Origin of the sequence: Janthinobacterium goodfellowi, from assembly GCF_051380695.1 — a bacterium.
Lineage (GTDB): Bacteria > Pseudomonadota > Gammaproteobacteria > Burkholderiales > Burkholderiaceae_D > Janthinobacterium.
Genome location: NZ_JBNYXN010000004.1, coordinates 201626 through 213948, shown reverse-complemented (window position 1 = coordinate 213948; position 12323 = coordinate 201626). Strand labels below are relative to the sequence as shown.

The 12323-nt window shown below is 58.2% G+C and carries 9 protein-coding genes and 1 tRNA gene; 3 read left to right on the top strand and 7 right to left on the bottom strand.

Annotated features, from left to right (window positions below):
- Nucleotides 1-589 precede the first annotated feature (589 nt).
- Complete coding sequence (locus ACQ4WQ_RS16905) at nt 590-907, top strand: helix-turn-helix transcriptional regulator (RefSeq protein WP_436498583.1); 318 nt, start codon at nt 590-592, stop codon at nt 905-907.
- 134 nt (nt 908-1041) lie between these two features.
- On the opposite strand, the gene ACQ4WQ_RS16900 is transcribed toward ACQ4WQ_RS16905, so the two are convergent.
- The 7 genes from ACQ4WQ_RS16900 to acs all read right to left on the bottom strand — a co-directional run bounded on the left by ACQ4WQ_RS16900 (nt 1042) and on the right by acs (nt 9748).
- Nucleotides 1042-1191, bottom strand: a complete 150-nt coding sequence (locus tag ACQ4WQ_RS16900) for a hypothetical protein (protein ID WP_436498581.1) — start codon at nt 1189-1191, stop codon at nt 1042-1044.
- Nucleotides 1192-1648: 457 nt separating this feature from the next.
- The gene (mcrC, locus tag ACQ4WQ_RS16895; protein ID WP_436498579.1) at nt 1649-2713 is read right to left on the bottom strand and encodes a 5-methylcytosine-specific restriction endonuclease system specificity protein McrC; all 1065 of its coding nucleotides are present in this window, start codon (nt 2711-2713) and stop codon (nt 1649-1651) included.
- Between the two features lies 1 nt (nt 2714).
- Nucleotides 2715-4694 (bottom strand): AAA family ATPase, encoded by a 1980-nt coding sequence (locus ACQ4WQ_RS16890; RefSeq protein WP_436498577.1) that lies wholly within the window; start codon nt 4692-4694, stop codon nt 2715-2717.
- 601 nt (nt 4695-5295) lie between these two features.
- Nucleotides 5296-5919, bottom strand: a complete 624-nt coding sequence (locus ACQ4WQ_RS16885; RefSeq protein WP_436498575.1) for a DUF4102 domain-containing protein — start codon at nt 5917-5919, stop codon at nt 5296-5298.
- 10 nt (nt 5920-5929) lie between these two features.
- On the bottom strand, nt 5930-7219 hold the full coding sequence (locus tag ACQ4WQ_RS16880) for a tyrosine-type recombinase/integrase (protein WP_436498573.1): 1290 nt from the start codon (nt 7217-7219) through the stop codon (nt 5930-5932).
- Between the two features lie 221 nt (nt 7220-7440).
- Nucleotides 7441-7531: transfer RNA gene (locus tag ACQ4WQ_RS16875), tRNA-Ser, on the bottom strand.
- 210 nt (nt 7532-7741) lie between these two features.
- Nucleotides 7742-9748, bottom strand: a complete 2007-nt coding sequence (gene acs / locus ACQ4WQ_RS16870) for an acetate--CoA ligase (RefSeq protein ID WP_436498571.1) — start codon at nt 9746-9748, stop codon at nt 7742-7744.
- A gap of 294 nt (nt 9749-10042) precedes the next feature.
- Here acs and ACQ4WQ_RS16865 point away from each other — a divergent pair, with 294 nt between their 5' ends.
- Entirely contained in the window at nt 10043-10663 is a 621-nt protein-coding gene (locus tag ACQ4WQ_RS16865; protein ID WP_096234101.1) for a TIGR00645 family protein, read from the top strand.
- A 71-nt stretch (nt 10664-10734) separates the two neighbouring features.
- The gene (locus ACQ4WQ_RS16860) at nt 10735-12276 is read left to right on the top strand and encodes a fumarate hydratase (protein WP_070218188.1); all 1542 of its coding nucleotides are present in this window, start codon (nt 10735-10737) and stop codon (nt 12274-12276) included.
- Nucleotides 12277-12323 lie beyond the last annotated feature (47 nt).

The window sequence follows — 12323 nt, the reverse complement described above, 5'->3', positions numbered from 1 at the left end:
GCGGTAATAGGCAGCGCCGAAGTGGGAACATTTGACATGCATCTGGGCCGACCTTGATCAATGTCAGCAACAAATTTTCATAGTCTGCTGTACGAGTACTGCACGGCAATAGCGCGCTGCTCATCCGATGGCTGCGCCTTTCCGCGTGGACAGAAAGAGCTCCCCTCCCTAGAGGCGGTCAAAACAATTGCTGATAGGTATTGATGGCGTGAGATGCCAGCAGTCGCATGCACATGTGCCGGCGATACAGCAACAGGACCAATGAAATCGGGGCCGCGCCAATGCATCTATCGCATGAAGAATGCGCTGTCGATTGTCCAATTTTTAGCTGCTAAAGCTTCCACGAACCCGCTCCTGTGTCCAGCTTTGATCTCACACAAAGTGCGCGGCAGGCTTGATCCAAGTGGCATGGCAGGCCGATTCTTGTTGCACCAGCGATTACGGCATTCGATACTGGCCCCATGTTTTCGGAATAATGATTGCGAGCGCGTCTAGACGAAGGACGAATCGGTCACAGGGCAAGGCCTGCGGTATATGCCATTCGCCCCGGTGCTGCCGCTGGCATTTTTGATTCACGAAGGGGGACGCCATGAAAGCAGCGACAGCCGAATACCTGAAAGAGCGCCGCGTGGAACCTCGCATGGGCGAAGAGCGCTTCATCCGCCTGGGCGAAGTGCTGGCAACCTGCGGCAAATCGCGCAGCAGCGTTTATGCGGGCATCAAGAAGGGCACCTTCCCTGCCCCTGTCAAGCTGCAAGGACGCTCCTCTGCATGGCTCAGGAGCGAGGTGCTAAGCTGGATGCAAGCGTGTATCGAGGCCAGCAGACCTGCAAACACGCTATACTCAATAATCGACACTTCATCAAGCACCAGGCCAATCGGCAACAAAGGGACCAGAGCCGAATGAAGCCGGGAGATACCGGGATACCTGCGGCATAGCGCCGTTCACTTCCGCCGCTGCGCCCCCCTGGCATCCCTCATGGCCTCAATCAAATCATCTTCATCAATGCCCAATCCAAGGCAGCCAAAGATGCTGTCGGCTCAGTAGTCGTACAGCAAATCAATCACTTCGGCGCTGCACTCCTTCTGGATTTTCTCCAGCATGGCCAGCATGTCGCTTCGCATTCTTTCATCGGCGGAAACGCGGCTCAGCGCCGGGAAGGCCTGCGCCCGCACCATCGCCGACGCCATCCTAGACCGTCTCATGCAGCGCAGTCACCGCTTTACGCTGACCGGTGACTCCCTGCGCATGCAAAAGCCGAAAACCATGAAAAAGGAGAAAAATATGGACCCATCGTGACCGCAGGCTTTAAAATTTAACCGCGTAACACCACCACATGCGGATCGGTCACGATGCACCGGAATGCGCGGTCACGATGACCGAAATACGCAACTACCTACGTCAGCAGGAAGAGAAGGACTACTAAGGCGAAGTCCAAGCAGCGATTAGCACGTCGTTCACCAAACTAGCACGCCAGGTCGAAAAGGACCAGGCAGAGCAACAACTGCTTGCCGGTGCCCTCGATCACTTGTGTGATTGGCTGGCATTTGTGCTCCCGTCACCGCCTGATAGAACTGCGGCCGAGCAGTTGCGCAGTGAGCAACTATATACAGGTGGTTTTGTTGCACAAATCGCCGGCGCGAACGTCTACCCGATATACACCGGCATCGCGGTTTCCTCCCCCAGAATGAGTGATATCAACCGCTTCCGCACGTGGGGCCAAGGCTGCCCTAAATCGACGGTCGCGATGGAGAGCGGGTGCCCAGAAATGACATAGCGGGTCTCGGCTGCCTCGGCAGCCAGCGGGTAGAGCAGAATACCCTCTGGCGCTGGCATGCTCTGCGCGGCGTTATATGCGGCCTGCTGTTGAACATAGGTGAGTAACTGGTATAAGTGCTCCGACCGAAAGGATTTTTTTTGGTAGTGGCGCTGGAAGATCTTCGCCGTGTACTTTGTGTCGAGAATTATGTGGCGCGACGTCGACTTCAACGAGACGTCAGTTCGCATCGATGGCAAAAGGTGTCCGTCGGCAGCGTTAGGCTCGATGCTCCAGTTGACATGGCTGGCGTTTACCGAAAATCCCGAGAGTTCCTTTCTATAGAAATTAAGGACAAAATCCTGGAATAGCCTCCACATCTTTTTTTCGTCGCGCGTGAAGTCGCGGAAGCAGAATCCTCCTGCTTCTTCGCTCGGCAGGGTTTCGTTATAGATCAACTGGCACACATCCAGCAGAAACGCGTACACGGCCGTATGCCGATGCACTACCGCGCCACGAAAAGCGCGCGCGGTCAAATCGATGTCGGATACGCCCGGAAGGCGCTGAACGAGTCGGCCGGCTTCGCGGCGTAATTGGGGTGCGACGTCGCTGCATTTGACCAAGCGGTGCAGCGTCGCCTTGACGATCTGGTTGTGGATCACGTCGGCCGAGTAGTCGTCCTGTTGGCACACGGCGCGTGCGCGCTGGAATAGGGCGCGCTTGACTGACGCGGCCGTATCGACCCTGCCGCGTAACGTTCCCGATTCTTCAACCAGCTCACGGTATTGTTTGTGCAGGCCGCGCTTCGTCAGGTGCGAGACGCCGGTGACGAGAACATGCGCCAAAAGACTCGGTAGGTTCTGCTGATGCAGCGCGGCGACATCGACGACGCTTGCTTGGTCCAGACGGTTCCACGCGTACGCCAGCATCATGTAGAGATTTGCGACCGGAATCATGTCACATCAGGTCATCAATGATGTCGTCGATGTGTTCCGACTTCTTATCGAACCAGTAGTCTTCCAACAAGGGACGGATCTCAGTTTCGATAATGTCCGAATAGTATTCCGAGTCACTCATCCCTGCGGGTCTGGCAGCGCAAAAGTAACTGTGGCCGACACAGAAGCCTTCACGCAGCTCCTCGTCCTCCGCGATAATGCCGTTCAAGCCGATGAACTTGTCGCGGATATGGGTGGTGTAAGCGCTTGTCCAGCCCTGCTGTTCCAACCAAGACGTAAATTTCGGATGTGTAAAGCCGGGGTTGACGTGGATAAATGCGAAGCGGCGGCGCAGAGCGTAATCGATCGAGGTCAGCGAACGGTCTGCTGTGTTCATCATGCCAAGCAGGTGTACATTGGCGGGTACATAAAACGGCACCGCTTTCTCGTCGGCGTAAGCCAGACGCACACCCCAGTCGGCACTGCGCTTGTCGGCCTCGATCAACAGTAGCAACTCGCCAAAGATCTTCGATAGATTGCCGCGGTTAATCTCGTCGATGATGAACACGTGTCTCTGTTGCGGATACGCACGCGCACGTTCGCAGAACCGGTAGAACACGCCGTTACGGATCTCGAAACCGGAACCGTCGTGCTTTGGACGAAACCCCTGGATGAAGTCTTCGTACGAGTAGGCTTGGTGAAATTGCACCGTCTCGACGTTTACATCGGCCTTGATTCCGATGAGGCTATACGCCAGCCGTTTCGCGACGAATGTCTTGCCAACGCCGGGTGAGCCCTGCAGGATCAGGTTCTTTTTGTGTGTCAGCAGGCGTAATGCCTTTTGAAAGTCGCCTAGATCCATGAACAGGTCGCTCATCGCATCGTCGACGCCATACGGCACATGCTCCTCCTGTACGGACAGTGGCGCCTTATTTTGTGCGATCGAACCGGCACACGGCGTGGCGACGAAGGGGCGTATCAGGTAGGCGTAGCCAAAGGCGTTCTGATTCAGCAGATTGGTCAGGTTCGACCAAGGGGCGGCCGGTTCGAAGTCGCTGAGACTGGCTGCTGGCATGAGTTGTTCGACGCCCTCGATGAGGAGCCAGGTCTTGAAAATTTCGCTTTGTCGGGGACCGACGTTCGTGCGCCCCAATTCCGACGGTGCAGTGTATTTCGGCCAGGGCGTTTGCATACCCGCAGCATCATCAGCCACCGCGAGATCCACACAGAGCAGTCGATGTGTGATCCTGCCCGAGCCGGCGTTAAGGTAGAGATGAAAAGGTGTAGGTAACTGCTGTATTGCGTCGGATTGGACCCTGAAGCTCCACCAGACCGCTACTGCGCCTCTTTCCCGCACGCGGGCGGCAAGGTCATCGATCGCGGTTGGGTCTTTCTCGGTGCCGAGTAGGCACAAGGCCGTGGCTGCGCCAGTTGCGCCAGTGTTGGCGTTGGAGGGCGGGGAGCTAGACTGCGCGGACGCAGACAACAACAATTTCGCTTCGATGAATGCGCTCAACGTGCCATAGGTATCGATGATATGTTGAATTTTATTGTCGCCCACGCGGGCGAATCCAAAGAACTGCGAAGGCAAGAAACCGTCGAGTTCGCTCAGCCGGACATCCACAGGAGCGGGTCTCGTCATGAAAAACATGCATCGCCAAGTCGTGCCTGGCTGCGCCTCCCCCCAAAGTGCACGTGCGAGCGCCGCGTTGTCGAGTTTGTAGGTGACGGTCGCGACAAATCGACAGCGGCCACCGAAGACGCAGATTACATGGTCGCCTTCCTTGAGCACCTTGTAATACCTGTCGTTCATGAAACCAGGGACGGCGCCCCAGGCATACAGTCCACCTATATTTTCCTCAAGTGCCTGCAACGCGACCGCATCTTTCTCCCCCACATGTTGCATTATCAATGAAGCAGGGATGGGGCGAGTGATTGAGACGTCGAGGTTGGCTTGCGCCGCAGAATCGGCGGCCGTGAATGCGAAGAGGTTTTGCGTCACGTTTGAACCTTAAAAACCAATGATGGACCGTTGAAAAACGGAAATATATGCACATTTGCAAGTATGGAGTTCAGTTACTTGTTCGTCAACATGAGATCGCCGCAATAACCGGGCTGCGTGCGAATGGCCTAGCACCTTTTGCAGCGCCAAGATGTTCCCACTATTCAACATAAAGTGGCTGGCGAAGGTGGGGCGCAGCGCGTGAGTAAGTTGGCCCTGCAGCCATTATCTGTTTTTTGATTCTCATTCCAATGCCTATGTACTTCAGAGCACGACCGTTGCCGGCGAGATCAGTACGAGGTCGGTAAGGGTTGGAACAAGGTATAACATTGTGGCCTTCCCGCATGCCCGCCGTCGGCGTGTAGTCACGGGCCTCCCTGCCCCTGTCAAGCTGCAAGGACGCTCCTCTGCATGGCTCAGGAGCGAGGTGCTAAGCTGGATGCAAGCGTGTATCGAGGCCCGCTGACCTGCAGACCTGCAGACCTGCAGACACGGTATGCTCGATAATCGTCACTTCATCAAGCACCAGGCCAATCGGCAACAAAGGGGCCAGAGCCGAATGAAGCCGGGAGATACCGGGATACCTGCGGCATAGAGCCGTTCACTTCCGCCGCTGCGCCACCCTGGCATCCCTCATGGCCTCGATCAAATCATCTTCATCAATGCCCAATCCAAGGCAGCCAAAGATGATGTCGGCGCAGTAGTCGTACAGCAAATCAATCACTTCGGCGCTGCGCTCCTTCTGGATTTTCTCCAGCATGATCTGCATGTCGCTTCTCGCGCCTTCGTCGGCCACGACGCGGCTCAGTGCCGGGAATACAAGGCCGTGCAACCGCTCCAGCGCTTGCCTGCCAACCTGGCTTACGCAGCGCTCCACCTTTCTATCGTCCATGGCAACGGGAAGCAGGCAATGCCGCCTGACGGGCTTCGGTAGACGCATGTGGGCCGCGTCGAACTCTGTGCGCGGGTCCAGCCCGTCATGCAACATCTGGCGGGCGACTGCGCGGCGGCATCGAGCAAGCGCCGACGAGACTTCCGGGTAGTGGCCGAATGTCAGGGCATTTTCCTTGCCGTCTTTTTGCCGAAATTTCATGCGCCAGACCTTCGAGCCAGTCGGCATGACTTCAACATACAGGCCGTAGCCGTCGAATAACCTGAATGGTTTGTCCCCAGGCTCCGCCTGTATCAGCTGTTGCTCTGTCAGAGGTTCAATTCGTCTTGGCATGGCTGTCTCCTTAACGACGCGGCGCTGGCCACACCAGTTCCAGCAATCCATGATGGCCTGGCTGCGGCGCATCACCGCGTTCCACTGCTTCCAGGTAGTCGGCCCACTCCTGCATCATCTTGCGGCGCTCCGACAGGAACTGGGCGCGGTCGTAGGCGCTGGCCACCTTGTCCTTGGGCGCGTGCGCCAGCTGGCGATCCACCACCTCATGGCGGTAGCCCAGGCGCTCCTTGATGGTGCTCATGGCCAGCGCACGGAAGCCGTGGCCGGTCATGCGGCCCTTGTAGCCCATGCGGGCCAGCGCCACCAGCAGCGTGTTGTTGCTCAGAGGCTTATCGTGGTCGCGCTGGTTTGGAAACAGGTACGTGCCGCGGCCCGTGATAGTGTGCAGCTGGCGCAGCAAAGCCAGCGCCTGGCGCGAAAGACAAACGTGGTGATTGGTCATATCCGGATTGACGGTCAGCTTGCCGCGCTTCATGCGCTGCCAGGGAATGATCCACTCACCCTTCTCCAGATCGACTTCGCTCCATGGCGTTTCTATCAGTTCGCTGGTGCGCACGAAGACCAGCAGCATCAGGCGCAGCGCGATGCGCGTCGGCTCGAACATGCGCGCCTCGTTGCGCGCCAGCGCGTCCAGGAAGGAGGGCAATTCATCGGCATCGATGGCGGCATAGTGCGAGGCGCGCTTGGTCTTCAGGACGTCTTTCATGTCCACCACCAGGTTGCGGTCCGCCAGGCCGCACTGGATGGCGTAGCTGAATATCTGCGAGCAGACGGCCTTCAGGCGATGCGCAATCTCGGTCGCGCCGCGCGCCTCGATCTTGCGCAGCGTGGCAATCAGTTCGCGGTGCCGAATTTCCGTGATCGGCCGGTCGCCGATGCTTGGAAATATATCGGCCTCCAGGCGCTGCAGCATGTTCCGTGCAGTGCGCTCGCTCCACGTCGGCACCTTGTTTGCGTACCATTCGCGGGCAATTTTCTCGAAGGTATTGGATGCTTTTTCGGCAGCGAGCCGCCTGGCGTCGTCGCGGTGCTTGCCGGGGTCGATTCCCTGCAGCTGCAAGCGGCGCGCTTCCGTGCGCTTTTCACGCGCCACCATGATCGAAATCTCCGGATAAGGCCCGAAGGTCAGCGTATTTTCCTTGCCGTTCGATTGACGGAATTTCATACGCCAGATCCGCGAACCGCTGGGCATCACTTCAACGTACAGGCCGCCGCCATCGAACAGCTTGTATGACTTTTGCCTGGGCTTGGCATTTTTGACCTGGAACTCGGTCAGGGGAGGGATAATCTTGGCCATGGCTGGTCTCCTCAGCATATGCGTCAGAAATCACTTTAGACCGGCGAATGAGGGCTTGGTTGCCAGACTTGGGGTAAGCTGATCTGTATCTAGCTCCGATTTTTACTGGCTGCAGCTGGACAGTACTGGACGCCAGAATACAAAAAAACCGCTTTAGCACGGGCTAAAACGGTTTTTTGTGGACGTTCTGGGACTTCCTTGAACTGGCCAATTTGTATCCGTGGCGGAGAGAGGGGGATTCGAACCCCCGATAGGCTATGAACCTATACACGCTTTCCAGGCGTGCGACTTCAACCACTCATCCACCTCTCCTGCAGGCAATGCGTCGACTTGCTCGCATTGCGTACTATTTCTCGCTTGTCGCGAAGCCGCAGATTATAGCAAAGATTCTACGGACTGCCAAAGTTATTTACCCTGGGGTAAAAGTAGCGCGATACAGCAAGCCGGTAAGGGCTGGGGTCGGCCCTTGAGGGGGCCTGCGCGCCAGTGGAGCGCAGGCCGATCCTGAAGGGACTTGCCTTCTTACGACGCTTCCTTCAGCTGATCCAGAATCGCCGGGTTTTCCAGCGTCGACACGTCTTGCGTGATCGTCTCGCCCTTGGCCAGCACGCGCAGCAGGCGGCGCATGATTTTGCCGGAGCGGGTTTTTGGCAGGTTGTCGCCGAAACGGATTTCCTTCGGTTTCGCGATCGGGCCGATTTCCTTGCCGACCCAGTTGCGCAGCTCCAGGGCCAGCTTCTTCGCTTCCTCGCCTGTCGGACGCGCCTGCTTGAGCACCACGAAGGCGCAGATCGATTCGCCTGTCGTGTCGTCCGGACGGCCCACCACAGCCGCTTCGGCGACCAGCGGGTTGGCCACCAGGGCCGATTCGATTTCCATCGTGCCCATGCGGTGGCCCGACACGTTCAAGACGTCATCGATGCGGCCCGTGATGGTGAAGTAGCCGGTGTCCTTGTTGCGGATGGCGCCGTCGCCTGCCAGGTACATCTTGCCGCCCAGCTCTTCCGGGAAATAGCTGGACTTGAAACGCTCGGGGTTGTTCCAGATCGTACGGATCATCGATGGCCATGGACGCTTTACCACCAAAATGCCGCCCTGGCCGTTCGGCACGTCCTGGCCCGCTTCGTCGACGATGGCGGCCATGATGCCTGGCAATGGCAGGGTGCAGGAACCGGGCACCATCGGCGTGGCGCCAGGCAACGGGGTGATCATGTGGCCGCCCGTTTCCGTTTGCCAGAAGGTATCGACGATCGGGCATTTCTCGCCGCCAATATGCTTGTAGTACCACATCCACGCTTCCGGATTGATCGGCTCGCCGACGGTGCCCAGCAGGCGCAAGCTGCTCAGGTCGTAGTTGCTTGGGTGGACTTTCGGATCCACGTCGGCCGCCTTGATCAGCGAACGAATGGCGGTAGGCGCCGTGTAGAAGATACTGACGTTGTGTTTCTTGATGGTTTCCCAGAAACGGCCCGCGTTCGGGTAGGTCGGGATACCTTCGAACACCACTTGCGTGGCGCCCACGGCCATCGGGCCGTACGCGATGTAGCTGTGGCCCGTCACCCAGCCGATGTCGGCCGTGCACCAGAACACGTCATCCTGCTTGATGTCGAAGCTCCACTTCATCGTCAGCGCGGCCCACAGCAGGTAGCCGCCGCTCGAGTGCTGCACGCCCTTCGGCGTGCCCGTCGAGCCGGAGGTGTACAAGATAAACAGTGGATGCTCGGCATCGACCCATTCCGGTTCGCATTGCGCGCTCTGGCCTTCGACCAGATCGTGCAGCCAGGTGTCGCGGCCGGCCACCATCGGCAGGTTGCTGCCCGTGCGTTGATACACGATGACGTTCTTCACGGAATCGCAGCCGCCCAGCGCCAGCGCTTCGTCGACGATGGATTTCAATGGCAGCTTCTTGCCGCCGCGCAATTGCTCGTCGCCCGTGATGACGGCCACGGCGCCCGCATCGATGATGCGTTCCTGCAAGGATTTCGCCGAAAAGCCGCCGAACACGACGGAATGGGTGGCGCCGATGCGCGCGCAGGCTTGCATGGCGGCCACGCCTTCGACGGACATCGACATATAGATGATGACGCGGTCGCCCTTGGCGATGCCTTTGGATTTCAGGCCGTTGGCGAACTTGCAGACTTTTTCATGCAGCTCTTTATAAGTTGCCTTGGTAACGGTGCCGTCGTCCGCTTCGAAGATGATGGCCGTCTTGTCGCCCAGGCCATTTTCGATGTTGCGGTCCAGGCAGTTGTACGACACGTTCAGCTGGCCGTCTTCGAACCATTTGTAGAACGGGGCGTTGTCTTCGTTCAGGGTGCGGGTGAACGGCTTTTTCCAGCTCAGGTTCTCGCGCGCCAGCTTGGCCCAGAAGCCTTCGTAGTCGCGTTCGGCGTCGGCCACCATGGCGCGGTAGTCGTCCATGCCGGAAATCGTTGCCTGTGCGGCAAATGCTGCCGACGGTTCAAATACGCGCGACTCTTCCGGTCCCTGCTGCTCTGTGCCCTGCCCTTGGTTCTCTATAGCGGCCATGCTAGTCTCCAGTGTAGTAATTGTTTGCTAACACAATATTCCTGCTGTCTTACGGACGCCTTACAGTCGGCGTTTTCCCTGATCAATTCTAACCATAATCGCCACAGGCGACGGGCGTCAAGCGGACGCCGCCCAGCATTCTGGATGGAAAAACTGATAACAAGTCAATTAGTTGGCGTCGCTTTGTGTTTCATCAAGCCCAAGAATCCAAATCGAGGGCATGCGCAGTGATCAGCAGCAAGTGTAAAATGTCGGGCATACCAAAAATTGGTATTTACCCCCAGGAAACTCCAGATGATCGACCATTCACAAAAACCCAAACATAGCAAACTGCATCCCCTGTCCGCCTTCATCTTCATGTCGCGCTGGCTGCAGCTGCCGCTGTACCTGGGTTTGATCCTTGCCCAATGCGTATACGTATTTCATTTCTGGGTGGAACTGTCGGACCTGATCGGCGCCGTGTTCGGCAATGACGCGGCCCTGCAGCACGTCATCAGCGCCGTCACCGTGGCGGGCGTGCCGCCACCGGTCAAGCTCAATGAAGCCACCATCATGCTGGTGGTGCTGGGCCTGATCGACGTGGTCATGATCTCGAACCTGTTGATCATGGTCATCATCGGCGGCTATGAAACGTTTGTCTCGCGCATGCACCTGGACGACCATCCGGACCAGCCGGAATGGCTGTCGCATGTGAATGCGTCCGTACTGAAGACGAAACTGGCAATGGCCATCATCGGCATTTCGTCCATCCACCTGCTGAAGACCTTCATCAACGCCACCGCGTATGCCAAGGAACCGAATGTGGTCATCGCGCAAACGGCGATCCACATGGTCTTCATCCTGTCGGCCATGGCGATTGCGTACACGGACCGCATCATGACCGTGACGCAGAACCAAGCCAGGGCGCCCCACTAAGTTCTGGCGCTCCTATACTGATTAGCAAACAGCATCAAAGTCTTACCCTTCTTATCCACCGCGAGAACACCATGACTGTCATAAAGCAAGAAGACCTGATCGAATCCGTCGCCGCAGCGTTGCAGTACATTAGCTACTACCACCCTGCTGATTACATCGAGCACCTGGCGCGCGCCTATGCGGCCGAGCAAAGCCCGGCGGCAAAAGATGCGATCGCGCAAATCCTGACCAACTCGCGCATGTGCGCGGAAGGCAAGCGTCCTATCTGCCAGGACACGGGTATCGTCAACGTCTTCCTGAAAATCGGCATGGGCGTGCGCTTCGAAGGTTTCAGCGGCACCGTCACCGACGCCGTCAACGAAGGCGTGCGCCGCGCGTACAACTTCGACGACAACAAGCTGCGCGCCTCCATCGTGGCCGACCCGCATTTCGACCGCAAGAACACCAAGGACAACACGCCAGCCGTCGTGCACATGGAACTGGTCGAAGGCAATACCGTCGACGTGAAAGTGGCGGCCAAGGGCGGCGGCTCGGAAAACAAATCGAAGATGATCATGATGAACCCGTCCGATTCGCTGGTGGACTGGGTCATGAAAACGGTGCCGACCATGGGCGCCGGCTGGTGCCCGCCCGGCATGCTGGGCATCGGCATCGGCGGCACGGCCGAAAAAGCCATGCTGATGGCAAAAGAAGTGTTGATGGAAGACATCGACATGTTTGAGCTGAAGCAACGCGGTCCGCAGAACAAGCTGGAAGAACTGCGCATCGAGCTGTGCGACAAGATCAACTCGCTGGGTATCGGCGCGCAGGGCCTGGGCGGCCTGACGACCGTGCTCGACGTGAAAATCATGATGCACCCGACGCATGCCGCATCGAAGCCGGTTGCCATGATCCCGAACTGCGCCGCCACGCGCCACGGCCACTTCGTGCTCGACGGCTCCGGCCCTGCCTACATGACGCCGCCATCGCTGTCGTCGTGGCCGGAAGTGCACTGGACGCCGGACACGGAAAAATCCAAGCGCGTCGACCTGAACACCCTGACGAAAGAAGAAGTCGCTTCGTGGACGCCGGGCCAGACCTTGCTGTTGAACGGCAAGATGCTGACGGGCCGCGACGCCGCCCATAAACGCATCCAGGACATGCTGGCCCGTGGCGAAGAATTGCCAGTCGACTTCAAGAACCGCGTGATCTACTACGTCGGCCCGGTCGACCCCGTGCGCGACGAAGCCGTCGGCCCGGCCGGCCCGACGACCGCCACGCGCATGGACAAGTTCACCGACATGATGCTGGAAAAGACGGGCCTGATCGCCATGATCGGCAAGGCCGAACGGGGACCGGTCGCCATCGAATCGATCCAGAAGCACCAGTCGGCTTATCTGATGGCCGTGGGCGGCGCCGCCTACCTGGTGTCGAAAGCCATCAAGCACGCCAAGGTGCTGGGCTTTGCCGACATGGGCATGGAAGCGATCTACGAATTCGACGTCGTCGACATGCCGGTGACGGTGGCCGTGGATGCGAAGGGCACGTCGGTGCACAACACGGGCCCGAAAGAGTGGCAGGCGAAGATCGAGCAACTCAATAGCGTCAGCAAGATTCCCGTGACGGTTGCTTAAACAAGCTCTACCATAGACGCCGCGCGGCAACACCAGCGCGGCGTTTT

Excerpts from the sequence above, each read along its gene's own strand:
- ACQ4WQ_RS16905 (WP_436498583.1), top strand. The coding sequence starts at position 590 with ATGAAAGCAGCGACAGCCGAATACCTGAAAGAGCGCCGCGTGGAACCT.
- ACQ4WQ_RS16885 (WP_436498575.1), bottom strand. The coding sequence starts at position 5,919 with ATGCCAAGACGAATTGAACCTCTGACAGAGCAACAGCTGATACAGGCG.
- ACQ4WQ_RS16880 (WP_436498573.1), bottom strand. The coding sequence starts at position 7,219 with ATGGCCAAGATTATCCCTCCCCTGACCGAGTTCCAGGTCAAAAATGCC.
- acs (WP_436498571.1), bottom strand. The coding sequence starts at position 9,748 with ATGGCCGCTATAGAGAACCAAGGGCAGGGCACAGAGCAGCAGGGACCG.
- mcrC (WP_436498579.1), bottom strand. The coding sequence starts at position 2,713 with ATGATTCCGGTCGCAAATCTCTACATGATGCTGGCGTACGCGTGGAAC.
- ACQ4WQ_RS16860 (WP_070218188.1), top strand. The coding sequence starts at position 10,735 with ATGACTGTCATAAAGCAAGAAGACCTGATCGAATCCGTCGCCGCAGCG.
- ACQ4WQ_RS16900 (WP_436498581.1), bottom strand. The coding sequence starts at position 1,191 with ATGGCGTCGGCGATGGTGCGGGCGCAGGCCTTCCCGGCGCTGAGCCGC.
- ACQ4WQ_RS16865 (WP_096234101.1), top strand. The coding sequence starts at position 10,043 with ATGATCGACCATTCACAAAAACCCAAACATAGCAAACTGCATCCCCTG.